Annotated in this window: 20 protein-coding genes; 7 read left to right on the top strand and 13 right to left on the bottom strand. The window is 62.9% G+C overall.

What is annotated here, in order from left to right:
* The first annotated feature begins 21 nt into the window (after nt 1–21).
* A complete protein-coding gene (locus tag Q7T10_RS01415; RefSeq protein WP_304745098.1) occupies nt 22–1,344 on the top strand; it encodes a TAXI family TRAP transporter solute-binding subunit in 1,323 nt (440 codons plus the stop codon).
* Nucleotides 1,345–1,386: 42 nt separating this feature from the next.
* On the opposite strand, the gene ettA is transcribed toward Q7T10_RS01415, so the two are convergent.
* The gene (ettA, locus tag Q7T10_RS01410; protein ID WP_304745096.1) at nt 1,387–3,048 is read right to left on the bottom strand and encodes an energy-dependent translational throttle protein EttA; all 1,662 of its coding nucleotides are present in this window, start codon (nt 3,046–3,048) and stop codon (nt 1,387–1,389) included.
* 83 nt (nt 3,049–3,131) lie between these two features.
* Nucleotides 3,132–5,327 carry a DUF1631 family protein gene (locus Q7T10_RS01405; RefSeq protein ID WP_304745094.1) on the bottom strand — a complete coding sequence of 732 codons (2,196 nt, stop codon included), beginning with the start codon at nt 5,325–5,327 and terminating at the stop codon, nt 3,132–3,134.
* A gap of 328 nt (nt 5,328–5,655) precedes the next feature.
* Between Q7T10_RS01405 and Q7T10_RS01400 the strand changes: the two genes are divergently transcribed.
* On the top strand, nt 5,656–7,389 hold the full coding sequence (locus Q7T10_RS01400) for a DEAD/DEAH box helicase (RefSeq protein WP_304745092.1): 1,734 nt from the start codon (nt 5,656–5,658) through the stop codon (nt 7,387–7,389).
* Nucleotides 7,280–7,972 (top strand): NAD-dependent epimerase/dehydratase family protein, encoded by a 693-nt coding sequence (locus tag Q7T10_RS01395; RefSeq protein ID WP_304745090.1) that lies wholly within the window; start codon nt 7,280–7,282, stop codon nt 7,970–7,972. The genes Q7T10_RS01400 and Q7T10_RS01395 overlap by 110 nt, the downstream gene beginning before the upstream one ends.
* A 12-nt stretch (nt 7,973–7,984) precedes the next feature.
* On the opposite strand, the gene Q7T10_RS01390 is transcribed toward Q7T10_RS01395, so the two are convergent.
* Nucleotides 7,985–9,091, bottom strand: a complete 1,107-nt coding sequence (locus Q7T10_RS01390) for an MFS transporter (RefSeq protein ID WP_370653707.1) — start codon at nt 9,089–9,091, stop codon at nt 7,985–7,987.
* A gap of 89 nt (nt 9,092–9,180) precedes the next feature.
* Nucleotides 9,181–10,557 (bottom strand): DNA recombination protein RmuC, encoded by a 1,377-nt coding sequence (locus Q7T10_RS01385; protein WP_304745171.1) that lies wholly within the window; start codon nt 10,555–10,557, stop codon nt 9,181–9,183.
* Nucleotides 10,558–10,880: 323 nt separating this feature from the next.
* Between Q7T10_RS01385 and Q7T10_RS01380 the strand changes: the two genes are divergently transcribed.
* From Q7T10_RS01380 to Q7T10_RS01370, 3 genes are all read left to right on the top strand, one after another.
* A complete protein-coding gene (locus tag Q7T10_RS01380) occupies nt 10,881–11,420 on the top strand; it encodes a cysteine hydrolase family protein (protein ID WP_304745086.1) in 540 nt (179 codons plus the stop codon).
* A 128-nt stretch (nt 11,421–11,548) separates the two neighbouring features.
* A complete protein-coding gene (locus Q7T10_RS01375) occupies nt 11,549–12,292 on the top strand; it encodes a TVP38/TMEM64 family protein (protein WP_304745084.1) in 744 nt (247 codons plus the stop codon).
* Nucleotides 12,293–12,416: 124 nt separating this feature from the next.
* Nucleotides 12,417–15,296, top strand: a complete 2,880-nt coding sequence (locus Q7T10_RS01370; protein WP_304745082.1) for an AMP-binding protein — start codon at nt 12,417–12,419, stop codon at nt 15,294–15,296.
* A 174-nt stretch (nt 15,297–15,470) separates the two neighbouring features.
* On the opposite strand, the gene Q7T10_RS01365 is transcribed toward Q7T10_RS01370, so the two are convergent.
* The 9 genes from Q7T10_RS01365 to Q7T10_RS01325 all read right to left on the bottom strand — a co-directional run bounded on the left by Q7T10_RS01365 (nt 15,471) and on the right by Q7T10_RS01325 (nt 24,728).
* Complete coding sequence (locus Q7T10_RS01365) at nt 15,471–16,799, bottom strand: ferric reductase-like transmembrane domain-containing protein (protein ID WP_304745079.1); 1,329 nt, start codon at nt 16,797–16,799, stop codon at nt 15,471–15,473.
* A gap of 114 nt (nt 16,800–16,913) precedes the next feature.
* A complete protein-coding gene (locus Q7T10_RS01360; RefSeq protein ID WP_304745077.1) occupies nt 16,914–17,894 on the bottom strand; it encodes a D-glycerate dehydrogenase in 981 nt (326 codons plus the stop codon).
* 45 nt (nt 17,895–17,939) lie between these two features.
* Nucleotides 17,940–19,178, bottom strand: a complete 1,239-nt coding sequence (gene pncB, locus Q7T10_RS01355) for a nicotinate phosphoribosyltransferase (RefSeq protein ID WP_304745074.1) — start codon at nt 19,176–19,178, stop codon at nt 17,940–17,942.
* A gap of 9 nt (nt 19,179–19,187) precedes the next feature.
* Nucleotides 19,188–19,850 (bottom strand): ABC transporter ATP-binding protein, encoded by a 663-nt coding sequence (locus Q7T10_RS01350; protein ID WP_304745072.1) that lies wholly within the window; start codon nt 19,848–19,850, stop codon nt 19,188–19,190.
* Entirely contained in the window at nt 19,850–20,680 is an 831-nt protein-coding gene (locus tag Q7T10_RS01345) for an ABC transporter ATP-binding protein (protein WP_304745070.1), read from the bottom strand. Before Q7T10_RS01345 ends, Q7T10_RS01350 begins: the two co-directional genes overlap by 1 nt.
* The gene (locus Q7T10_RS01340) at nt 20,677–22,515 is read right to left on the bottom strand and encodes an ABC transporter permease (protein ID WP_304745068.1); all 1,839 of its coding nucleotides are present in this window, start codon (nt 22,513–22,515) and stop codon (nt 20,677–20,679) included. Before Q7T10_RS01340 ends, Q7T10_RS01345 begins: the two co-directional genes overlap by 4 nt.
* Before the next feature lie 58 nt (nt 22,516–22,573).
* Entirely contained in the window at nt 22,574–23,269 is a 696-nt protein-coding gene (locus Q7T10_RS01335) for a nitroreductase (RefSeq protein ID WP_304745065.1), read from the bottom strand.
* The gene (locus tag Q7T10_RS01330; protein WP_304745063.1) at nt 23,266–23,712 is read right to left on the bottom strand and encodes a thioesterase family protein; all 447 of its coding nucleotides are present in this window, start codon (nt 23,710–23,712) and stop codon (nt 23,266–23,268) included. Before Q7T10_RS01330 ends, Q7T10_RS01335 begins: the two co-directional genes overlap by 4 nt.
* 50 nt (nt 23,713–23,762) lie before the next feature.
* A complete protein-coding gene (locus Q7T10_RS01325) occupies nt 23,763–24,728 on the bottom strand; it encodes a histone deacetylase (RefSeq protein ID WP_304745061.1) in 966 nt (321 codons plus the stop codon).
* A gap of 197 nt (nt 24,729–24,925) precedes the next feature.
* Between Q7T10_RS01325 and Q7T10_RS01320 the strand changes: the two genes are divergently transcribed.
* Nucleotides 24,926–25,468 carry a phasin family protein gene (locus Q7T10_RS01320; protein WP_304745059.1) on the top strand — a complete coding sequence of 181 codons (543 nt, stop codon included), beginning with the start codon at nt 24,926–24,928 and terminating at the stop codon, nt 25,466–25,468.
* The last annotated feature ends 173 nt before the right edge of the window (nt 25,469–25,641 follow it).

The raw sequence follows: 25,641 nt of genomic DNA, 5'->3' as shown, positions 1-25,641 counted from the left end.
CTCGCCACGACATCGCACACCATGCCCAAATCCATCCGCTACACACTGCTGTCATTGCGCGAGATGCTGACCTCGGCAGGCCCGTTTGTCCTGTTGACCATCGCGTTGCTGGCGCTGGCGTACTGGTGGCTTGACCCGACGCCGTCCAGACACGTGACGCTGGCCACCGGACCCGCCCAGAGTGCCTATGAAGAATTCGGAAAGCGCTATGCCAAGGCCATGGCCGCCTACGGCATTGAGGTGCAGCTTCTGCCCAGCGAAGGCTCGTCACAGAATCTTGAATGGCTGGCGACGGGCAAGGCGGACATCGGTTTTGTTCAGGGCGGCAGCAGTGCTGTGCCCACCAGTGGCCACGAAGGGCTTGTCTCGCTGGGAAGCCTGTTCGTCGAACCCGTGTGGCTGTTCTATCGCGCAGAAGCCGCGCAGAAAGTAACCAAGGATGCCACCCTGAATGCACTGACCCAGCTCAAAGGCCTGCGCATCAATGTGGGCACCGCGGGCAGCGGCGTGCCCAGCTTGATGGACAAATTATTCGAGATCAACCACGTTGACGACAGCGCCATGACGCTGTCCCGGCTGGAGCAGACACCGGCCACCGTGGCGTTTTTGAACGGCGAGCTGGATGCGCTGGTATTCGCCTCGGCGCCCGAATCGCTCATGGTCCAAATGCTGCTGCAGACGCCCGGTGTGAAACTGATGGATTTTGCGCAGAGCGAAGCCTACTCGCGCCGTTTCGCGTTTTTGACGCCGGTGACGCTGCCGCGCGGTGTCGTCGACCTGGCCAATGACATTCCGGCCCAGGACGTGCGGCTGGTGGCCCCTACCACGACGCTGTTGGCTCGGGACACTGTGCATCCGGCCGTGCTGCAACTCTTCTCCCAGGCGTCACTGGGCTTGCACGGCCTGGCCGGCTGGTTCAGCCGTGCCCGCGAATTCCCCAATGCGGCCAATACCGAATTTCCCCTGTCCAAAGAGGCTGAGCGCGCCATGCGCGACGGCGTGCCCATGCTGCAGCGCTACCTGCCTTTTTCCTATGCAAATCTGGTGGAGCGCATGTGGCTGGCACTGGGCATCATCATTGCAATTCTGCTGCCTCTGAGCCGTATCGTGCCGCCCCTGTACGAGTTCAGAATCCGTTCCCGGGTTTTTCGCTGGTACAGGCAGTTGCGTGAAATCGAAGACCGTGCCAATCAAAGCCCGGACTCGGCGCCGAGTCTGGTCGATGAACTGAACAAGCTGGAAACGCGCGTGGGCAAGATCACCGTGCCCTTGTCGTATGCGGACGAGCTATACGCCCTGCGCAACCATATTGAACTGGTCCGGCGAAGGTTGCTCAGAGCCTGACGTCGTCCATGCCGTCACGCATGAACGCGTCACCGTTACCGATTACTTCAGCGCCTTGAACCGCATGCGCTTGGGCTTAGCGCCCTCTTCGCCCAGGCGTTTCTTCTTGTCGGCTTCGTATTCCTGGTAATTGCCGTCAAAGAAGGTCCACTGGCTGTCGCCCTCGCACGCCAGAATGTGGGTGGCGATACGGTCCAGGAACCAGCGGTCATGGCTGATCACCATCACCGATCCGGCAAACTCCAGCAAGGCATCTTCCAGCGCACGCAGTGTTTCCACGTCCAGGTCGTTGGACGGCTCGTCCAGCATCAGAACATTGCCGCCGGCAATCAGGGTCTTGGCCAGATGCAAGCGCCCGCGCTCACCGCCGGACAGGGTACCGACGCGTTTTTGCTGGTCGGCGCCGTTGAAATTGAAACGTCCGCAATAAGCGCGGCTGGCCATCTGGAACTTGCCCACGTTCAGAATGTCGAGCCCGCCGGACACGTCTTCCCAGACGGTTTTTTCGTTCGACAGGTCATCCCGGTGCTGGTCCACAAACGCCATCTTGACGGTGGAGCCAATCTTGACCTCGCCGCTGTCAGGCTTTTCCTTGCCCGCAATCATGCGGAACAGCGTGGATTTGCCGGCGCCGTTGGGGCCGATGATGCCGACAATGGCGCCCGCTGGCACCTTGAAGCTCAGGTTGTCAATCAGCAAACGGTCGCCAAAAGACTTGCTGACATTGACAAATTCGATGACCTCATTGCCCAGGCGTTCGGCCACCGGGATGAAGATTTCATTGGTTTCATTGCGCTTCTGGTATTCAAAGTCCGACAACTCTTCAAAACGGGCCAGACGCGCCTTGCTCTTGGCCTGGCGTGCCTTGGGGTTCTGACGTGACCATTCAAGCTCTTTCTTGAGCGCTTTGGCGCGTGACTCTTCGCCTTTTTGTTCCTGCGACAGTCGTTCCTGCTTCTGCTCCAGCCAGGAACTGTAGTTGCCTTTGTAAGGCATGCCGTTGCCACGGTCCAGTTCCAGAATCCACTCGGCCGCATTGTCCAGAAAATAGCGATCGTGGGTGATGGCCACCACGGTCCCGGGGTAGCGCTGCAGGAACTGCTCCAGCCAGTCGACCGACTCGGCATCCAGGTGATTGGTGGGTTCGTCCAGCAGCAGCATGTCAGGCTTGGACAGCAGCAGGCGGCACAAGGCAACGCGGCGTTTCTCACCACCCGACAACAGACCCACCTTGGCGTCCCACGGCGGCAGGCGCAACGCATCGGCGGCGATCTCGAGCTGGTGCTCGGAGTCGGTGCCAGCGCTGCCAATGATGGCTTCCATCTTGGCCTGCTCCTCGGCGAGCTTGTCAAAATCGGCGTCTTCTTCGCCGTAGGCTGCGTAGATTTCTTCCAGGCGGGCTTTGGCCTTCAACACGTCGCCCATGCCCGCCTCCACACTTTCGCGCACCGTCTGCTCGGGGTCCAGCTGCGGCTCTTGTGGCAGATAGCCGATATTCAGGCCGGCCATGGGGATGGCTTCGCCCTCAAACTCCTTGTCGACACCGGCCATGATCTTGAGCAGCGTGGACTTGCCGGACCCGTTGGTGCCCAGCACGCCAATCTTGGCGCCCGGGAAAAAGCTGAGGGAAATGTCTTTGAGAATGAAACGCTTCGGCGGCACGATCTTGCCGAGGTGGTTCATGGAGAATACGTATTGAGCCATTGGTCTTGCGAGGTAGTTCTGGAGGTAAATACCGCATTATCCCCGCTTGGCCCGTTTTCACGCGGCCGCCCCCCGGATCAGCGCTATTGACTCACCTGGCCCAGATCATTCTGCAAAGCGCTCTGAGCCACCGCATCCAGCGCATTGTCAACCACATGACCGTCTGATACGAAGCGGATAGAGCCCCGCATGCGCAGGCGCTCCATGGTGCGGCGTGACATCGAATGAGCCAGACCGCCGCGTGAGACGAACATGAACAGGGTTCGGTGCGGACTGGCCCAGGTCAGTTGCGCACGCAACCAGACCCCATTCACGATCAATTCGACCCACACCCCGGTATTGAGGTCCCCCACGGACCAGGGACGCTGAACAGTCTCACCCGGTCGCTCGGCATCGTCTGGCAGATAACCGGACTCCTGGGCCTCATCATCCGCGACCCAGAACTCAGCGGCATCATCGAAGCCGGCGTCCTCCATCATCTCGACACTTTCTTGAGGCGACTGATCTGCGGGCCGGGCCACAGGCCTGACTGGATGGCCTTCGAAGGCCTTTTCATGCACCGAGATCAATGCGTCAAAAAAGGCCGGTATGCGATCCTCCGGGTACTGAATGAGCTGCAGGCCCTGACGCAGCGTGACCAGCAAGTTGGGCACCATCTGCACAAGCCGGGCCCGGTTGCGCTGGGTCAGACGGAGTTGCACACTCCAGAGCAGGTCGTCCACCAAGGCCAGATAACCGCCCGGATCAGCGCTGCCATCGGCACACCCCAACTGGGATTGCGCCACCACCTGCGCCCAGGGCCCGCGCAGAAAGCCGGCCACCAGTTCAGGAATGTCCTTGTTCTTCTGGCGTTCATGAAAGTCGTCGGCCCAGCGCTGCGCCAGCAGGTTTCTTTGCTCGGCATGCTGTAGCGCAAGAGCCGCTTCCTCCTGCTGCTGGCGCTGTACCGTTTCATCGCGACCCCAGCCGGCCTCCAGTTCGCGCAACAGCTGCGCAAACGCGGCTGAATCGCCATCTCCACTCGTCAAAACGCCAACAGCATCGGAAATAGACTTGAGAAACCGGAAGAAACCCTCGTCGTTCTCGGACGTGTACGCCAGGCTGCGGTGGGTGAGCCGGTCCAGAAACTGGCGTGCCGGGTGCTGCCGTTCGCTGAAAAAACGTGCGTCGGCCCGGGAGAGCGCCAGCAGCACTGGCTCCAGCGTCTTGATGAGGTCGCGCACCTTGGGCAGCAGCCGGTCGTCCTGCATGAGGTTGTCGACCATCATGCGAACCACTTCCTCACCCAGTTGCTTGCCCAGCTGCTTGCCCTGGGTTGGTTCCCGCACGATCTGCTGCGCGAACATATCCGGATTGACTCCGTCGTCCGACGGCAGACTGGCCCGCTGCGCCAGGCGTCGCATCATGGGCTCGACCAGCTTCATGTCCTCCAGCGCCACATAGGAGGCTGGCACGGTGTGCGTGAAATCCCGAAGACTTGAATTTCCCGAACCGCCGTCCAGCTCACCCGACAGCAGTTTTCGGAGTTTGTCCAACGTCAGCAATGTGCGCGCAACCGAGGTCTCGGCGCCCTTCCCCTTCGCCAGGCTGCCACCGCCAACAGGGGTTCCCACCGGAGTGGCTGCCTCAACGCCCTGCGACCGCAACCACACGCAGATTTCCCGGTAAAGCTGGTGAAGACTGACGCCGAGCAGTCCGGCGGCGGGCATGATCAGCGCGGATCGGCCCTGTTCATCGGGTACATGCTGGAGCAGGCAGGCCTGCAGTGCACGAACAAAAACCTCCGGTTTCAGGGGGTTCAGCTGCGGCTGTACCGTGATCCAGCCCAACAGATTGCTGATCAGTGCATTCAGCGCCGGAAGCACGTCGTCAACACATCGGGAGACTTCCTGCTGGACCATGGCAAATTCAATGCTGGCATCGATCTGTCGGCTGTCGAGCAACTGCAGATCCTCAAAACGGACCAGCGTTTGCTCGGCGAAATCCTGCGACCCACTGTTGTAGATGCCTAGCCGCAACTGCGCCGCGAATGTCTTTTTGACAGCGGACGCCTGGCTGCACAGCGAATCGATGGCGAGCTTGTTGGCGGGCGCACGATCACCAAAACTTCCCTTTTCCTTGCCCTTTTTCTGGGTGATCGAAGTGGCCAGGCCCTCGAGTACCTCACCCATCAGGGTATCTGCCTGCTGCAGCACCACCTCAAGGCAGTCATGCAGTGACGGGCGAACACCGGACCGGTCATCCGCCACACCGATGCGTCGAAGCAGAAATTTCTTCATCAAACACAGTCCCCCAGTTACTTATTCGGTCCGCCTGTGAGATTCTCCCAGTTGCAGGCGCCCGTGAACAGCCTCGTTAACAGACTGTTGCGAATAGGCTCATTGCGGCAGTTCAGGCCGGGTTTTGGGCCTGCTCAGGGCGAAATCCCCCGCTCGTGCGACAATGCAGTTTGTTGTGGAGCGTCAGTTGCCCACAATGCCAGCACCTTGCTGGGAACAATGCCTCTGCGCAACGTTCCACTTTTGTACCCCATCTGCCTTTGACTGACTCGGTGTTTCAAACACCAAGACGGGCCGATGCCATAGCGCCCAGGATAGGCGCCACACTATGAACTTTGAAGAACTAAATCTGGCTCCGGCCATCGTTAAAGCCGTGCTTGAGCAGGGTTACGAGACCCCCACAGCCATTCAGGCCCAGGCCATTCCGGCCGTCCTGGAGGGGCATGACCTGCTCGGCGGCGCACAAACCGGAACCGGAAAAACGGCCGCTTTTGTCCTACCCATGCTGCACAAACTGAGCGCAGGCGAAGCCCCGAAGAACAAATTTGGCGGCGTCGGCATTCGTGCCCTGGTCCTCACACCGACCCGCGAACTGGCGGCGCAGGTGGAAGAGTCGGTGCAGACCTACGGCAAATACCTGGAGCTGTCTTCGACCGTCGTTTTTGGCGGCGTCGGCATGAACCCGCAAATCAGCCGTGTCAAAAAAGGCGTGGACATTCTGGTGGCCACCCCTGGCCGCCTGCTGGACCTGCTGCAACAAGGTGTGCTCGACCTGGGTCAGGTCCAGATCCTCGTGCTTGACGAAGCAGACCGCATGCTGGACATGGGTTTCATCCATGACGTGAAGAAAGTTCTGGCCGTGGTGCCAAAAGACAAGCAGAGCCTGCTGTTCTCGGCCACCTTCAGTGATGAAATTCGCGACCTGGCTGCCACGCTGCTCAAGAACCCGCTGAGCATCCAGGTGACCCCGCGCAATACCACCGTGCAGCGCATCACGCAGGTGATCCACCCGGTGGGCCGCGGCAAAAAGAAGGCCCTGCTGGCTCACATCATCCAGGAACATAACTGGAGCCAGGTGCTGGTGTTCACCCGTACCAAATTCGGCGCCAACAACGTCGCCGAGTTCCTGACCAAAAACGGCATCCAGGCGATGGCGCTGCATGGCAACAAGAGCCAGGCAGCCCGCACCCAGGCACTGGCCGGCTTCAAGAGCGGCGACGTTCGCGCGCTGGTCGCCACCGACATTGCCGCCCGCGGCATTGATATCGACGATCTGCCGCACGTGGTGAACTATGAAATCCCCAATGTGTGCGAAGACTATGTGCACCGCATTGGCCGTACCGGCCGCGCCGGTGCGGACGGCACTGCATCCAACCTGGTGTGTCTGGACGAAGAAGGCTTCATGCAGGCCATTGAACGCTTCACCAAGCAGGATATTCCTGTGCAGGTCGTAGAAGGCTTCATGCCCGAGCCCGGCGAAAAGGCCGAGCCCATCGCCATGGGCCGCCAGACGGTCTGGGGTGGTGCCGGCAAACCGCCGAGCCGTGACGTCATGCAGGCTGCGGCCAAGGCGGCGCGCACTGAAATGCTGACCCGGGTCCGCGAAACCAAGGGCGCCCAGGGCGACCGTGGCGGCAATGCCGGCGGCGGACGTGGTGGCAACGGTGGTGGACGTGGTGGCAATGGCGGCCAGCGCAGCCACAGCCCGGCCGGCGATCAGGCGGCACGCGGCCCCGGCCAACGTCCCGCGCAGGGGCGCGGCGGTAACGGCGGTGGCTATAGTGGTGGCAACACGGGCGGCAATGGCGGTGGATATGGCGGCGGCGCACCAGCGCGGCCGGCTCAAGGCCAGCCCGATCCGATGCGCACCAGTGTGGACATGATGGCCGAACGCGGCGCCCGCCGCGGCGGCGGTGGCTTTGGCGGGGGCAACCGTACTGGTGGAGGTTCCTATGGTGGTGGCGGATCAGGCGGTCGCTCCGGCGGCGGGACGGGTGGCTTTGGTGGCGGGGGCAACGGGTCTCGTGGGCCGGGAAGTTCTCGCGGCTCTTTTAACCGATAAACGCTATACGGCGGTTCACTGTGTGGGCCGCCGGCCGTTGACGGTCAAGCACAGCAAACTGTTCAGTCATGTGGTGGATTTCGCCACCCTGGACACCTTGCCCGGCATCGATCACGTGGACGATGTCTACATCGCGCTGGGCACCACCATCAAGGTGGCAGGCAGTCAGCAGGCCTTTCGCGCTGTCGATTTTGACGCTGTTCTGGCTGTAGCCCGCGCAGCCAAAGCGGCAGGCGCTACTAAATTGGGAGCAATCAGCGCCATGGGCGCCAGCGCCGGCTCGGGAGTTTTCTACAACCGCGTCAAAGGCGAGATGGAGGATGCTCTCAGCCAGCTGGGCTACATGGCCCTGGTCTTTGCGCGGCCCTCCATGCTGGCGGGTGACCGCGAGGCGCTGGCTCAAGCGGCTCGTCCTGCGGAAAAGCTGGGCCTGTTCGCCATGACGCTGCTCAAACCCCTGATTCCGGCCAACTACCAGGCCATCACGGCCACACAAGTGGCCCGTGCGCTGGTCAGCGCCGTTCAAAGCGCAGACAAAGGAACACGCGTCTTGCTCTCGGGTGAAATGCAACAGGTCCACTAGACCGCCGACTGGCTAGCGGTCCGCGGACGATGGCACAGGACGCAATGCGGGCCGCAGCAGCCAGGCGGGCCGCGCCCCGGCGCCGACCGCAAGGCCGACTGCCCAGAACACCACCGACACCCCTACCACCGCCCCGGCCGTGCCAAACAGCATCGGCATCAGCACGCTGGACGCATTGATGGTCATCAACCGCAGACCCAACGCCTCGCCGTGCCGTGCCTCGGGCGTGATCTGGTGCAGCGTGCTCATGATCATGGGCTGGACCGACCCCAGCGCCAGCCCCAGCATCACCGAACAGGCACCCATGGCCAGCGGTGAGACCATGAACGGGTAGACCGCAAAGAGCACCGCCGTCATCACCATGGCCGAGGCGACAACAACCCACTCCCGCACGTGGGCAGCAAACACCGGCAACAGCACCCGGACAAAGGCCGCCGCGATGGCAAAGGCACCCAGAATCGTGCCGATCACGGAGGCGCTCAAGCCGCGCTCGTGGCCCAGAATGGGCACCACAAACGTGTGCACATCCCAGCACGAAGACAGGAGCCAGTTCACCAGCATCAGGCGGCGCATCATCGGCTCCCGCAACAAGTCCCATGCCTTCTTTGGCGCACTGCCCACAACCACCGGCACCGGTGGCAATTCCACCGTGCGGCGCACCCAAAACCAGGTCGCCAGCGGCAGCAGGGCCATCAGCAGAAAGGCGGCGCGAAAACCGCTGTAGTCAATCAGCAGCCCCGCTGCCAGCGGTCCGACGAAATTTGACACCGCCGGACCAATGGCGAGCCAGCTGAATACCTTTTTCAGCTCGGTCGCGTTCTGCGCGGCCCGCCCCACATGGCGCTGCAACGCAATGACGGCCACACCGGTTGCACCTCCCGTCATCAAGGCACTGAGGCACAGGACGGGAAAGACCGGAAATGCCACCGCCAGCCCCGCGCCCAGCGCTGCGGCCACAACACAAAAGCCGACCGGACGCTTGAGCCCGTGCCGGTCCACGTAGCGGCCTGCCGGCAGCGCCAGGAAGACCTGGGTCAGGGCAAACAGGGCGAGCAGGAACCCGACCGCAATGGCGCTGTAGCCCTCTCGTAAAGCCAGCAGGGGCGACGCCATGCGCATGCCGGCCATGCAGGCATGCAGGCAAATCTGTCCGGCAATCAGGCGCGCCAGTGCAAAACGGGGCGGCGCCGGATGGGCGGGCGCCAAGCTCACGCCCGGTCGACCTCCGCGTCGCTGTCAAAGTCCTTGTCCATCGGGATCAGGGTCTGCACCTGCGTCTCGGGCAGTGCTTCGACTTTCTTCAACGCACGGCCCATGGCGCGGCTGCGGGTCTCGGCACTGTCCAGCGTATTGAGCACCGTTTGCGTCTGCGACTTGACCTTGGCCAGCACGTCGCCGAACTTGCCAAACTCGGTCTTGACCGCACCCAGCACCTGCCACACCTCGCTGGAGCGTTTCTCCAGCGTGAGCGTGCGAAAACCCATCTGCAGCGAGCTGAGCATGGCCAGCAGTGTGGTCGGCCCGGCCAGCGTGATGCGGTGCTCGCGCTGCAGCGCCTCCATCAGGCCGGGGCGGCGCAGCACCTCGGCATAGAGGCCTTCCGTCGGCAGGAACAGAATGGCAAAGTCGGTGGTGTGTGGCGGCTCCACGTATTTTTCGGAGATCGACTTGGCTTCCAGGCGGATTCGAATCTCCAGCGCCTTGCCTGCCGCCTCCGCCCCCAGCACGTCGGCCCGGCCCTGCGCGTCCAGCAACCGCTCGTAGTCTTCATTGGGAAATTTGGCGTCAATCGGCAGCCACAGCGGCTCGCCGTGGTCGGATCTTCCGGGCAGCTTGATGGCAAAGTCCACCACATTTTTGCTGCCGGGACGCGTGGCCACCTGCGCCGCGTACTGATCCGCCACAAACACCTGCTCCAGCAGCGACGCCAGTTGCGCCTCGCCAAAAATGCCGCGCGTCTTCACGTTGGTCAGCAGATGCTTGAGGTCGCCCACGCCCTGAGCCAGCGTCTGCATCTCACCCAGGCCCTTGTGCACCTGCTCCAGCCGGTCGGCGACCTGCTTGAAGCTTTCGCCCAGGCGGGTTTGCAGGGTGGTCTGCAGTTTTTCGTCCACCGTGGCGCGCATCTCGTCGAGCTTGGCGGCGTTGGTGGTTTGCAGTTGCACGAGTTGTTTTTCCAGCGTCTCCCGTACTTCGTTCATGCGCCGCGCGTTGGATTCGCTCAGGCCCGAGAGCTGGTTGTTGAGCGTGTCAGACAGCGTTTTTTGCAACAACGCCAGCTGTTGGCCAAAGGCGTCGATCTGCGTGTTTTGCGTGCGCGTGGCCTCTGCCCCCTGCTGCACCAGTGCCAGTTGGAACGTGGCCAGGTTTTGCGTCAGTTCCTGGCGCCCATCGCGCGAGGACTCGCTGATCTCGCGGCGCAGTTCACGCTCCAGCCGCTCCGTGTGGTCGGACGCGCTTTTCACCGCCGCCAGCAGTTCCACTTTAGCCTGCTCTGCGGCACCGCCGTCAGAACGGCGCAGCGCCAGCCACAACAGCAACACCACGTTCACCACACCCAGGGCCACCACCCACCACAGCACCATATTGTTCAAGCCAGATTCCTCCATGCCTCTATTGTTGTGCAAAACGTGGTTTGCCTTACTTTTTAGCAAAATTGGCCTCTAGCCCTCGTGGGATATGCGCCATTAGCTATCCTTTTAATAGCAATTGAAGCCGATCAAGCCGCGGGGTAGCAACGGCGGCAAGGCAAGCCCTGGCAAGTGAACCAGCGCCGCAGACCGATAGAATGGATCAACGGACCGAAGAGTTTGCCAAGAAAGCAAACCGGGGTAAGACATGCCGATTTTGACGAAACTCAGCCTGCATCAGGGCTACGAAACTTTTGCCACGCACGATTCCTCCACCCATGAAAACCGCACTGCTCATCATTGACGTCCAACAGGGTCTGTGCGACGGCGAGCACGCCGCTTTTGAGTCACAGCAAGTGATCAATCGGATCAACCAGGTCGCCGCGAAGGCGCGTGTGGCAGGTGCCGTCGTCATCTTCATACAGCACGAGTCCACGTCCGGCTACCTTGAGTTTGAAACGGATGACTGGCAGCTGGCCCATGGCCTGCACCTTGAACCCCCTGACTTGCGCATTCGCAAGACCACCGTGGATTCTTTTCATCGTACCGAGTTGGAGGAAACCCTGAAACACCATGCGGTGACCGATCTGGTCGTCTGCGGCATGCATACCGAGTTCTGTGTCGACACGACCGTTCGCCGGGCGTTGGCGCTGGGGTACCCGGTTGTGCTGGTGGCAGACGCCCACACGTCGGAGGGCAACGCGCATTTGTCGGCGGCTCAGGTGATTCAGCACCACAACGCAACGCTCACCAACATCAGCAGCTTCGGCCACCGAGTCCGTGCGGTCTCGACCGAGGCGCTGCACTTTGGGGCTTGACCCCCTGCTGATCCGTCAAGCTGCATGGCCGCGCCGGCTGACTTCCCGCTTGAGGTTGATGACGACTGCTGCCGGAGCCCCATGGTTCCACGGATAATCCAGGGTTGGAAACGCAACCCAAACCCCTGATGCCCACACCGCCCGTCCCTCCTCCACTGCCGTCAAAGAGCATTTCCAAAGACGCGGGCGTAGCGCAGCCGGGGATCTGGGGCCCGCGGTCCGACATGGCGCGTCGCGCCGGCATCCTGATCGTGGTTCTGTTCGCCACCGGGTTGCTGGCCCTGTCCGACACGGTTCACCAACAGATCGCCTCCGGCATTGCATTGGTCGAGCCGGTGATTGCGCAGCACCCTGTTCTGGGCGCCCTGATTTTCATGGGGCTGGCGGCGCTGTCGGCCATGCTGGTGTTCTTCTCTGGCGTGCTGCTCGTGCCTATTGGCGTGCAGACCTGGGGCGAACTGGGCTGTTTCTTCCTGTTGTGGAGCGGCTGGTGTCTGGGCGGGCTGGTCACCTACGCGATTGGCCACCGCCTCAAGCGACCCGCCGTGCAGCGGATGTTGTCCGAAGGAATGATCCATCGCTACGAGAGCCGTATTCCCGAAGGGGGCTCGTTCCTCACCGTCCTGCTGGTTCAGCTGGCGGTACCTTCCGACGTGGGAGGGTACTTCTTTGGTCTGCTCGGCTACCCGCTGCGCGTTTATCTCGGTGCGCTGATGCTGGCCGAGCTGCCGTATGCGCTGGGCACGGTTTTCCTGGGCAATGCCTTCATGCAAAAGCAGTATGTGCTGCTGCTGTCGGCCGCCGGTATAGCGCTTGTCGCGCTAGGCCTGGCCTGGCTGCGGTGGCGGCACCAGCGGGCGTCCCGCTCGTAGCCACAAGCGCCCGCGGCGGATCCGCCTGCACGACCAGGTGGTGAACCCTCTCCTCCTTGCTATTTGTCAATCAGCCGGAGGCTTCTTGTCGTTGAATCGACGGATTGGTGAATGTCGATGAGCGATGAACGAACCTCCAGCAAAACAAAACGATCCGCCAACCCCGGAGGTGCAGGGGATTTCCCGTGCGCCGGGCCCCGAATCGCTGGCGCCGCGCTTGCTCGCAACGGTGCGCAGCCTGGCCGACGAGTTGCGGCCGCAGGCCCGGCTGGCGTCCACACTGGGACTGGACCACTCGCTGGAGCGTGACTACGGTCTGGACAGCCTGGCGCGTGTCGAACTGCTTGCCCGCATCGACCACGACCTCGGCGTGTCGCTCGGTGAAGCGGCGCTCACCGAGGCCGAGACGCCACGCGACCTGTTGCGCTTCGTGATGTCGACAAGAGAGCAAGGCGCAATGGCGGCGCCATCTGTCGTGGTGACTGCAACAAAGGCCGATACCTCCCAGCAAGCCGTCAGTGACGGTTATCCGCCGGACTCGGTCCAGACGCTGGTGGATGTTTTCGAATGGCACCTGCAACAACACCCAGAGCGCGTGCTGATCACCTTGTACGAGAACGGCAACCAGAGCGTCGATCTGCGCTACACCGATCTGCACCGCGATGCCGTCGCCCTGGCGGCGGGCTTGCGTGCGCTCGGGCTGGACAAAGGAGCCAAGGTGGCGATCATGCTGCCCACCGGGCGCGAGTTCTTTGCCGCGTTCTATGGCGCGCTGTATGCGGGTCTGGTTCCGGTGCCGCTGTACCCACCGGCGCGGCCGTCGCAGCTGGAGGACCACCTGAAGCGTATCGCCGCCATCCTGCGCAATGCACAGGCTCGGCTGCTGATCACGGTGGAACGCGCAAAGCCGCTCGCCCATCTGCTGCGGGCGCAGGCCGAAGCGCTGCACGGCGTCCACACCGTGGCCGATCTGTCGATGGCGGACGCGCCCCTGGTGCGCCCGGCGCTCACCGCATCGGACATCGCGTTCCTGCAGTACACATCGGGCAGCACCGGCGACCCCAAGGGCGTGATCCTGACGCACGCCAATCTGCTGGCCAACCTGCGCGCCATGTGGAGTGCATCGAAGGTCGGCAGCACCGACACCTTCGTCTCCTGGCTGCCGCTGTATCACGACATGGGGCTGATCGGTGCCTGTCTTGGCGCACTTTACCTGGGCTTTCACCTCGTATTGATGTCGCCACTGGCGTTTCTCGCCCGACCCGCGCGCTGGCTGGAGACCATTCACCGCCATCGCGGCACGGTGTCGGCGGCACCCAATTTTGCTTACGAGTTATGTCTGGCCAAGGTCACCGACGCCGAACTCGCCACGCTGGACCTGTCGTGCTGGCGGCTGGCGTTCAACGGGGCCGAACCGGTGAGTCCCGATACGCTGGAGCGCTTCGCGGCGCGGTTCGCGCCCTGCGGCTTTCAACGAACGGCACTCATGCCGGTATACGGCCTGGCCGAGAACACCGTCGGCCTGTCCTTTGGGCCGGTGGGCCGCGGCCCGCTGGTGGATCGCGTCGATCGGGCCACGCTCGCCCGCGATGGCGTGGCGCAACCGGCGCGACCCGACGACGCGCAAGCGCTGCGCATCGTCTCCTGCGGCTCGCCACTGCCCGGTCACGACCTGCGCGTGGTCGGCGCCGGCGGGCGCGAGTTGCCCGAGCGTGAGCAGGGGCACGTGCAGTTCCGCGGCCCGTCCAGCACGCAGGGCTATCTGAACAATCCGGCGGCCAATCAGGGCCTGTTCGACGGCGACTGGCTCAACACCGGCGACCTCGGCTACATGGCAGGTGGAGAACTGTTCCTCACCGGACGCGAGAAGGACATCATCATCCGCGGTGGTTTTAATATTCATCCGCAGGAACTAGAAACTGCGGTGGCCGGCATCGTCGGCGTGCGCAAAGGCGGCGTGGCGGTGTTCGCGGCCACCGATCGGCGCAGCGGCACGGAACGGCTCGTGGTGCTCGCCGAGACCCGTGTCCGTGAACCGGCGCAGCGTGCGCAAATGATCCGGGCCATCACCGCCCTGTCGGCCACGCTGCTGGGCGCGCCAGCCGACGACGTGGTGCTGGCGCCGCCACGCTCGGTACTGAAGACGTCCAGCGGCAAGACCCGCCGCGCTGCCTGCCGTGAACTGTACGAGCAGGGTCGGCTCGGCGTGACGCAGCGCCCGCCCTGGCAGCAATGGGCGGCGTTGACAGCCACTGCGGCTGCGGCGCGGGCACGCCGCGCACTGCACACCGCAGTGCGCGTGGCGTGGGGCCTGTGGGCCTGGTGCGTCTTCTGCACGCTGGGTGTGCTGGCGTGGTGCGCCGTGATGGTGTTGCCCGGCGTGGCGCGGCGCCGGCGTGCCGCGCGTGCGCTGACGCGCGTGGCCATCCGCCTGATGGGTTTGCCATTGCGGGTGGAGGGGCTGGAGCGGCTGCCTGCGCTGGGGCCGCGCATTGTCGTCGCCAACCACGCCAGCTATGCCGATGCGATCCTGTTGGGTGCGGTGCTTCCACCCGAGTTTTCCTTTGCCGCCAAAAGCGAGCTGGCTGACGTGATGCTGATCGGCGCGGCGCTGCGCAGGCTGGGTATCGCCTTCGTCGAGCGTTTCGACGCAGCGCAGGGCGTCGAGGACACCCGGGCGCTGCAAGCGCGTGTGCGTGCCGGCGAATCCATCGTGTTCTTCCCTGAAGGCCGGCTGCGGCGTGCCGGTGGCCTGCAGCCCTTCAAGCTCGGGGCCTTCGTCATCGCCGCCGAAACCACAACGCCAGTGGTGCCGGTGACGCTGAACGGCACCCGCTCGCTGTTGCGCGACGGCGCCTGGTTGCCGCGGCGCTACGCTATTGAGGTGACGATGGGTGAGACGATCCCTGCAGTGGGTCCAGGCTGGGACCAAGCGCTGGCACTGCGCGATATGGCGCGCAAAGCGCTGGCCGCCCATCTGGCAGAGGCCACGCATGACGATTGAAGGACACCACGAGCCGCCCAATAGCAGTCCAAGGCGGTGCTCGCGTTTCAATTGCTGTGAAGACTGGCGGCCGTGCAGAAACTGGACGGCGCCCCGCCGGAAAAGTCGCTCTGGATCATCTTCTCGCACGCAACGCCAATGTTGACGAACGATTGCATGCCGTCGGGTGAAGGCTCACCGGATGTGGAACAACTCCTGATGGAAGTCGTCGGGGGGCAGCCCCCTGGCGATGAAGTCCTTGCGCAAAGCCTGGCCAAAGCCCGCCGGGCCGCAGAACCAAACGTCGGCGGATTGCCATTCCGGAATGGCCTGACATATGCGCTCTGTGCTTAGCAGGCCATCCCTGGCGTCCACCAGCACATGCAGCCGCACATTCGCGGCCAGCGCGTCGCGCTCCAGCTTGGCTATGGCTGCGTCATCGAGCACCGCAGTGGTGTGGAACAGGTCGATGGTCGTGCCGTCTGGCTGATTCGCCAGCACCTTCATGCGGGCAATGAAGGGCGTGATGCCGATGCCGCCGCCCACCCAGATTTGACGCGGCTTGCTGCTGCGGAAATTAAAGCGCCCATAGGGGCCCTCGACCTTGACGACATCTCCGGTTTTGAGGGCGGCAGACAGTGTGTGGGTGTAATCTCCCAGCCCCTTGATGATGAACGCGATGCGCCCATCCCCCTTCCAGGCCGAAGAGATGGTGTACGGGTGCGCGCCCTCTTTCTCATCGAAGGTCACGAAGGCGAATTGCCCGGCCTCATGACCGGCCCAGCGGCCCTTGAACTGGATCGTGACCTCGATCACCTGAAGATCCTTGTGGTGCGCGATGGCCTCGATCTCACCCACCGCCTGACGGCTTTGCCCCACCCGTCTGAACAAGACGACAAAAGCTGCAACGCTGCCCCCGATCATCAAAACCGCCATTACCGGGCCAACGACTTCACCCCAGAAGCTGAACTTCATCAACACCACGGCATGGAACACGAGGAACAGGTACACGATCGCCAGCAGGCGGTGGGTCTTGAAGAAGTGGCGGTAGGGAAACCGCTTCACCAGCGCCAGGATGATGAGCACCACAGCAGCGTAGAAGGCCCATTCGCCAATGGCTTCCGCCAAGCCACGCTGGCTTTGGAAGTATTTGAAAATCGCCACGGTTTCCTCGGGCGGTCGTATGCGCACGGGGCGCTCGATCAGGCCGGAACCGACCAGCCATTTCGGCACCTGCGCCCACGCCCAGTGAATGACGGAGATCACCAGACCGGTGATGCCCAGCCATTTGTGCAGCCGGTACATCTTGTCCAGGCCGCCCAGATACGGCTCGAACAGCACCGGTCTGACGGCCAGCATAATGGCCACGCTCATGACCCCGATACCCAGGATTCCGCTGTAGTTGATGAGCGAAGCACGTAAGGCAAAGAAGCTGTACGCCGTCGACAACACGGTGTCGGCCATGAGCCAGAGTCCGGTGAGGGCGATGAACAGAGCCACATACGCCAGCTTGATCTTCTTCATGGGGTCACTTCTTTTGAAAGCCTGTCATTCGGACAATGTAACCCTGGCGTGTGAACGGTTCGTGTCTACTGCGTCGACCCCACGCAAAGCGCGGCCAGATCAAGGCTCTGAAAATTAAATCGGCACCTTGGCGTTGAGCGGTGTCAGCGGCTTGTTATTGAGCAAAAACCCGATGAGGTTGTCCGCCGCCAGATTGGCCATGGCCAGCCGCGTGGGCAGGGTGGCGCTGGCGATGTGCGGCGTCAGCACCACGTTGGGCACTGTCAACAAGTCCGGGTGCACCTTGGGCTCGCCTTCAAACACATCGAGTCCAGCTGCCGCAATGGTCTTGTTGCGCAGCGCATGCGCCAGGGCCGCGTCATCCACAATGCCGCCGCGCGCGATATTGACCAGGGTCGCGGTAGGTTTCATCAGCGCCAGCTCAGGCGCGCCAATGGCATGGTGCGAGGCCGCCGAGTACGGCAGCACCAGCACCAGGTGATCGGCCGTCTTGAGCAGTTCTTCCTTGCTGACGTAGTTCGCCCGGCACTCGGCCTCGGTCGCCGCGTCCAGCCGTGAGCGGTTGTGGTAAATCACCTCCATGCCAAAGCCGTAAGCGCCGCGCCGGGCAATGCCCTGCCCGATGCGGCCCATGCCCAGGATGCCGAGCGTGGCGCCGTGGATGTCGGAACCGGCGAACATGTCGTAGCTCCACTTGGTCCAAAGGCCTGCCCGCAGGAAGTGTTCAGCTTCCGCCATGCGCCGGGCCGTGGCCATGAGCAACGCAAAGCCGAAGTCGGCCGTGGTCTCGGTCAGCACATCGGGCGCGTTGGTGCCCAGCACCCCGGCCGCCGTCATGGCGTCGAGATCAAAATTGTTGTAACCCACGGCCATGTTGGCGCAGATTTTCAGGTCGGGGCAGGCCGCCAGCAGCTCGGCGTCAATGCGCTCGCCGCCGGTGGTGAAGACGCCTTGTTTGCCTTGCAGCTTCGCTGTCAGCTGCGCTTTGGTCCAGAGCTCATCGGTCTGGTTGGATTCGACATCGAAGTGCTGCGCCAACTTGGCGATCACTTCGGGGAAGACGGCACGGGCGACAAGAATTTTGGGTTTGTTCATGGGGTGGTTTCTAGCGGAAGAAGTGGCAGTTCATGACGACAAATATCAAGTCGCCGGCTGGGGAATGTCAAACACCTGACGCAGGTAGGCCAGGTATTTCTCGTCGTCGCACATGTCCTTGGACGGCGTATCGCTGAGCTTCGCCACCGGCTGGCCATTGCAGCGCACCATCTTGATGACGATTTGCAGCGGCTCGTAGCCGAGGTCGTTGGTCAGATTGGTGCCAATACCAAAGGCCAGCTGGCAGCGCCCCTTGAACTGCTGGTAGAGCTCGATGGTGCGCGGTATGGTCAGGGCATCGCTGAAGATCAGGGTTTTGGTACGCGGGTCGACCCGGTTGCGGATGTAGTGGTCGATCATGCGCTCACCCCACTGGAAGGGGTCACCACTGTCGTGGCGGGCACCGTCAAACAGCTTGCAGAAGTACAGGTCAAAGTCGCGCAGGAAGGCGCTCATGCCGTAGACATCGCTCAGCGCAATGCCGAGGTCGCCGCGGTACTCCTTGGCCCAGGACTCGAAGGCATAGATCTGGCTGTCGCGCAGACGCGGGCCCAGCGCCTGGCACGCTTGCAGGTACTCATGCGCCATGGTGCCCAGCGGTGTCAGGCCCAGCTTCATGGCGAACAGCACATTGCTGGTGCCCGCGAATTGCCCTGCCGTGCCCGGAACATTGCCGGGGCTCTGGCCCGTGCCCAGGCGGGCCGACAGAACGCGCAAGACCTCTTCATGCCAGGCCACGGAAAAACGCCGGCGCGTACCGTAGTCGGCAATTTTCAGATCGCTCAAACCCTCCGAACGCAGTTGCCCGATCTTGACGTCCAGTCGTTGACGCCCCGCCATCAGGTCCGGCAGTTTTTGCGTATTGCGGAAGTAGACCTCGTTGACGATGGCGAGCACCGGGATTTCAAACAGGATGGTGTGCAGCCACGGGCCCTGGATCGCAATGTCAATCTCGCCCGAGGGCAGCGCCGTGACGGTGATGTATTTTTCGTTGAGCTTGAACAGCCCCAGAAAATCCACGAAGTCGCTCTTGATGAAGCGCAGCGAGCGCAGGTAGGCCAGTTCGGCGTCCTGGAAATGCAGGCCGCACAGCGAACGGATTTCCTCCCGGATTTCATTGGCATGCGCGGCCAGGTTGCGCGCCGCCTGACCGGTGGCGGGGTCGATGCCCGGGTTGCGGCACTTGAATTTGTACTCGGCCTGCGCGCCCGGGAACTGGTGCAACACCACTTGCATCATGGTGAACTTGTACAGGTCGGTGTCAAGGAGACTGGTGATGATCATGGTCAGACTTTAAGGGCTAAGCTGCCCCGCCACCAGCGTAATTACCCGGTCTGCGCGGTCAGCCAGCAGATTGTTTTGCTCGGCCACCAGCATCGGCATGCCCTGGGCCCGCAGCAGCAGCAGCGCGTCCACAATGGATTCGACTAGCACTGGCGAAATGCCTTCGCACGGTTCGTCCAGCAGGAGCAGCCGCGGTGAGGTCATGAGCGTGCGGGCGATGGCCAGCATTTGCTGCTCGCCGCCGCTCATCTGGCTGCTCAGGCGGCGCAGCATGGTCTTCAGCGCCGGGAACAGGGCCAGCACCCGCGCTTCGTTGGCATCCACATCGCCCCGGGCGGCCACCCGCAGGTTCTCGTGCACGGTCAGCCCGGTGAACAGGCGGCGGTCTTCGGCCACGTAGCCCAGGCCCGCCTGTGCCCGGCGGTGCGATTCCCAGGTGGAGATGCTATTATTTTCATAGCTAATGACGCCCGATACACGGGGGCTAAGACCCATAATGGCTTGAAGAAGCGTGGATTTACCGGCGCCGTTGAGTCCCTGCAGCACCACCAGTTCGCCAACGCCCACATTCAGTGACACGTCAAACAGCGCCTGCGCCGCGCCGTACCAGACACTGAGGTCTTGCACCGCCAGGATGGGCGTCGGCGCAGTCAATGACTTTGTCGCAACCATCAAGGGTGGCCTCCATCGGCACGGTCTGACAAGGCCATATGACCCGCCCGGCCCAGATAACGCGTGCGCACCGTCTCGTTTTGCGCGATCTCGTGCGGCGAACCCTGCGCGGCGAGCTGGCCGTCAATCAGCACCAGCACCCTGTCGGCAACGCCGAAGACCGCGTCCATATTGTGTTCGGTGTAGAGCACGGCCATCCCTGCCGCAGTGGAGTCCGCCGCCGGCGCGTCATGGGCCAGCGACTTCACCAGCGCCATCAGGGCCGCGCGCTCCGGTCCGGCCAGCCCGGCAGCGGGTTCGTCAAGCAGCAGCAACTGGGCGCCGGATTTCGGGTAAGCGACATCGGCGCCCACCACGCCCGCCAGCGCCATCGCCAGCTCCAGTCGCTTCTTGGCGCCATAGGACAGTCCGAGCACGTCGGCCTGGGCCAGGTCCTGCAGACCCACGCGGGCCAGCAGGGCATGAGCTGCCTCAAGCGGCATGGCGTCAAGGATGTTCCAGGCCGCCAGCCCCCGTGGCGCCTGCAGCAGCAGCTGCACATTTTGTAGCACGGTGAGTGCTTCAAAAGTCTGCGCCACCTGAAAAGTGCGGGCCACGCCACGCGCCAGCCGTTGCGCCGGACTCAGGCGGTCGATGCGCTCCCCCGCCCACAGCACTTCACCGCTCGTCAAGCGGTGCTGCCCGGCAATGCAGGCAAAGGTGGTGGACTTGCCCGCGCCATTGGGACCGATCAGGGCCACGCACTCGCCGGCACCCACCTCAAAACTGACGCCGCGCACGGCCTGCACGCCATCAAAGTGCTTGAGCAGATTGCGCACTTGCAGCGTCATGCCCGCCTCCACCGCGTGATCAAGCCCAGCAGACCGGACGGCGACACGACCATGATGACCATCACAAACAGGCCCAGGGCACCACGCCAGTAGTCAAAGCCGCGCCCCAGCTCGGCGCCGGCCCAGACCAGCACGGCGCTGCCCGCTGCCACACCCCACAGCTGGTGCACGCCGCCCAGCAGCACCACGAGCAGGGCATCCAGCGAGGTGACAACATTGGCAACGGATGGAAACACCGCGCCCTTGTGCGCCGCAAACAGGCCGCCTGCCAGCGCAGCCAGCACGGCGCTTTCGACAAAGATGCGGTATTTGATCCAGCCCACCGGCAAACCACTGGCTTGCGCGCGCACCGGTGCATCGCGCACCGCCTGCAATGCGGCACCCAGGCTGGAACGGCTCAAACGGCCCAAGGCCCAGACACTGAGCAAGGCCAGGCCCACCAGCAAGAAATAAAACACCGTGCGTGTGTCGTCCACCACCAGGTTCAGGCCGATGACGCCGTTGTCACCGCCGGTCAGGCTCACCCATTGCGTGGCCGTGGCCCACACGACTTGCGCCAGCGCCAGCGACAGCATGGCCAGATAGACACCGCTGCTGCGCACCACCACGGCGCCAAACACCGCCGCCACGGCCAGGGCGGCGGCGCAACCGGTGGCCAGGGCCAGCGGCAGCGACACGCCCCAGTTGCCGTGCGCCAGCGCCGCGCCATAGGCCCCGAGCGCGAAGAACGCCGCGTGGCCAAAGCTGACCAGCCCGCCCAGCGCCATCATGGCTTGCAGGCTGATGCCAAAAATCAACAGGATCAGGCCATCCGCCGCCAGCGATTGCCAGTAGCCACCCGCCCACCAGACGGCACTCAAGGCGATGCCAATCGCTATGAAAGTCATCGCTGACCACGCCCGTTTCACGGGGGCCCGGCTGAACTTCTGCGCGATCTCCTTGGGGCCCGCATCCAGCGCCTTGCCGAACAGACCCATGGGCCGCACCACCAGCACCACCGCCATGGTCAAAAACACCAGCACCAGCGTCGCCTGCGGGAAGAAACTGATCCCCAGGGCATGCACCAGCCCGATCAGCAGCGCGGCAAAAAAAGCCCCGGCAATGCTGCCCAGCCCGCCGGTGACCACCACCACAAAGGTTTCCACCACCACGTTCACATCCATCTGCAGGGTCGCCGGTTCGCGCGGCAACTGCAGGGCACCGCCCAGGCCGGCCAGCATGCAGCCCACCACCACGGCGCCCAGCATCAGCGGCTTCGGGTTCACCCCCAGGGCCGCCAGCATGGCGCGGTCCTGCGTGGCCGCGCGCAGCCGCTGGCCAAACCGCGTGCGGTGCAGCCACAGATACAGCCCCAGCCAGACGAGCGGCCCCAGCGCGATGGTGAGCAGCTGGTATTGCGGAAAGTACTCGCCCCACAACTCCACCGATCCCTTGAGCCCGGGAAAGCGCGGCGCAAACACCTCCTCGGGCCCAAAGCCCCAGCGCATGGCGTCAGACAGGGTCAGGCTCAGGCCGAAGGTGGCCACCAGCTGGTACAACTCGGGGGCGCCGTACAGCCGTCTTAACAAGACAAATTCGGCCACAGCCCCCGCAATACCTGCGCCGATAGCTCCCAAAAGCATAGCAAATGCGTACAGCAGTGCACTGTCACCCCAGGCCGGGTACCAGCGGGTCACCCAGTGCGCGGTGAACAGCGCCCCCAGCATGAAGAAGCTGCCATGGGCAAAGTTCACGATGCGGGTGACGCCAAAAATCAGCGTCAGGCCCGCGGCCATCAGGAACAGGGTCGTGGCGTAGCTCAGGCCGTTGAGGCACTGGATGGCGATGAAAGTCATCTACGACCTGGTGCCACGCATGCTGAAGAGGTGAATGGGGTCCAACGGGTGGCCCCGCTCACTCCAGCCAGTGCGTGAACTCTTCCACCCGCACCCGGGGCGTGTGAAAGGTATTCACCACGTCGCTCTCATCGGCATAGCCCAGCGCCATGCCGCAGACCAGCATCTCGTCGGCACCGGCCCCGATATGCGGCAGGATGATTTTGGCGAAGCCGTTCCACGCCGCCTGCGGGCAGGTGTGCAGACCGTGACCCCGCGCGGCCACCATGATGTTCTGCAGAAACATGCCGTAGTCCACCAGCGAGCCGCGGCCCATGACGCGGTCCAGCGTGAACATCAGGCCGACCGGCGCATCAAAAAACTTGTAGTTGCGCTGGTGCTGCAGATGCATCTTGTCCTTGTCGCCCTTGCCAATGCCCAGCAGGCCATACAGCCCCCAGCCGTTCTCGCGCCGGCGGTCAATGTAGGGGCTGACCCATTTCTCCGGGTAGTAGTCGTACTCTTCGCGGTAGTCGGCGGCCAGCGCCGGATTGGCACGAATGGCATCGTGGGCGGCGCACACCTTCTCGCACAGGGAGTCGCGGCTGGCACCCTGCAGCACGTACACATTCCAGGGCTGGGTGTTGGTGCCCGAGGGTGCCCGGCTGGCCACCTGCAGCAGATCGGTCAGGGTCTGGCGCGCAACCGCTTGCGGGGTAAAGACGCGGACCGACATGCGCGAGGTGATCGCGGCATCCACGATGGTTTGGGTCATACAAGGGTCTCCAGAACAGTTTTGAGGTTCAAAGGCAAGGGCACGGGGCGGCGGGTCTGCTTGTCCACATACACATGGATGAAGTGCCCCTTGGCGGCGGTGAGGGGCTCGCCCTGCGCAAACAGGCCGACTTCGTAGCGAACGCTGCTGGTGCCCAGTCGGGCCACGCGAATGCCTGCCTCCACCGTCTGCGGAAAGGCCAGCGAGGAGAAGTAGTTGCACTGGGTCTCGATCACCAGACCGATGGTCTCGCCCTGATGGATGTCGAGCACGCCCTGCTCGATCAGGTAGGCATTCACTGCGGTGTCGAACCAGCTGTAATAGACCACGTTGTTCACGTGGCCGTAGGCGTCGTTGTCCATCCAGCGCGTGGTGATGGTGCGAAACACCTTGTAGGCACTGCGCGGCGCGGCCTGCGGTTTGTCAGATTTGATTTCAGTCATGGGGCCTGATTTTGCCAGTGCGACAGCCCCCCGCTTTTGTCACGCCGCCATCAAACCGGCAAGGCCTGCCAGCGTTGCCAGTATTCGAGCGCGATGCGATAGGTGTTGAGCTGAATCTGGACGGTGTCCTCGATCTTCACGCCGTAGCCACCGGCCATGACGAAGGCCAGCGGAATGCGCCGGGCAAAGCACCAGTCAAAGACCCGCCGGTCACGCGCCTCCAGCGCATCGATGCTGAGTTTGAGCCGGCCCAGCCGGTCGCCCTCGAACGGGTCCGCACCGGCCAGAAAGATCACCAGTCCGGGATCAAAGCGGCCCGCCAGTTCATCGAGGGCGCGATCCAGGGCCGCAGCGTAGTCGGCGTCGCCACAGCCATCGGGCAGCGCCACATCCAGATCACTGCTCTCCTTGCGAAACGGAAAGTTCTTGTCGCCGTGCAGCGACAGGGTGAACACGCTGTCGTCATCCCGGAAGATGCTGGCAGTGCCATTGCCCTGGTGCACATCGAGATCAATCACCGCCACCCGCAAGGGCGGGCGGCGGACCGCGCCTGACTGCCCTGAGACTGGGGCCCTGCCCGGCCGGCTCCACTCGGCCTGCGCCAGCCGCGCGGCCACGGCCACGTCATTGAATACACAAAAGCCGCCGCCCTTGTCGGCATAGGCACGGTGTGTGCCCCCGGCCAGGTTGGCGGCAATACCCTCGGTCAACGCACGGCGCACGGCGGCGACGGTGGCCCCGACCGAGCGACGCGCGCGCTCCGCCATGGCAGGACTCCAGGGGAAGCCAATCTCCCGCATGGCGGCGGCGGCAATGCTGCCTTCCATGATCGAGGCGACGTAGGCCGGGCTGTGCACCAAAGCCAATTCGCCATCACTGGCACCAGGCGCCTCCAGCAGCGTCGCCGCTGGCAAGGCCTGCGTCACCTGATCGCGCAGCATGGCGTATTTCGCCATGGGGAAGCGATGCCCCGGCGGCAGGGGCAGGACGAAGTGATCCGAGTAAAAAGCCTTCATGCCACTATTGTGTCGGGACCGTGAAAACCCGGCTTTCTAGAACTTCCAGCCTAATATGTTGCAATGCAGCAAAAACCGCTTGCATGGATGCGGGATAACCCTATAATTCGCCTCATGCTGCACTGCAACATAAATCAAGCCTAGGCTGGGTTTCGGCGCAGATACCTTTTTTACCTCACTCTATTGGAGATATTTATATGTTGACCGTCGAACAAGTCATGGCCTCGCAAAAAGCAAGCATCGAAACCCTGTTGGGTTTGACTTCCAAAGCCTTTGAAGGCGTTGAGAAGATTGTTGAACTCAACCTGACCGCATCCAAAGCTGCTTTGGCCGAGTCCGCCGAGCACGCCAAGGCGATGCTGAGCGTGAAAGACGCACAGGAACTGATGGCCCTGCAATCCGGCCTGCTCCAGCCTCTGGCTGAAAAGACCGCTGCCTACAGCCGTCACCTGTATGACATCACCACTGGCTCTACTGCTGAGCTCAGCAAGGCTTTCGAAGGCCAGGCTGCTGAAGCACAGAAGAAATTCATGGGCCTGGTGGACAACGCCGCCAAGAACGCACCCGCTGGTTCCGAGACCGCTGTTGCAGTGATGAAAAGCGCCGTGGCTGCTGCCAACAACGCGCTTGAGTCCGTGCAAAAAGCTGTCAAGCAAGCGACTGACGCTGCCGAAGCCAACTTCACCGCAGTCGCTGCCAGCGCTGTGGACGCAACGAAGCCAGTGTCCAAAAAGCGTTAATTGTGATGTTGGGGTGAAGTAACAAAGAGAAATAAAGTATCTTTCTGGAGCTTGGACTCTATAAAATTAGGGGAAACCCTGAGATACTTCACCCAAGTTAGATTTTTTAGAAACACTTAGTTTCTACAGGTTGTCTCCTCGGGTCCTTTCGAAACCTTCAGGTTCAGGGATCC

The sequence above is a fragment of the Rhodoferax sp. genome (genome assembly GCF_030646845.1).
Lineage (GTDB): Bacteria > Pseudomonadota > Gammaproteobacteria > Burkholderiales > Burkholderiaceae_C > Rhodoferax.
Note: the sequence above shows the minus strand (reverse complement) of the source record. Positions and strands in the feature narration are given on the sequence as shown.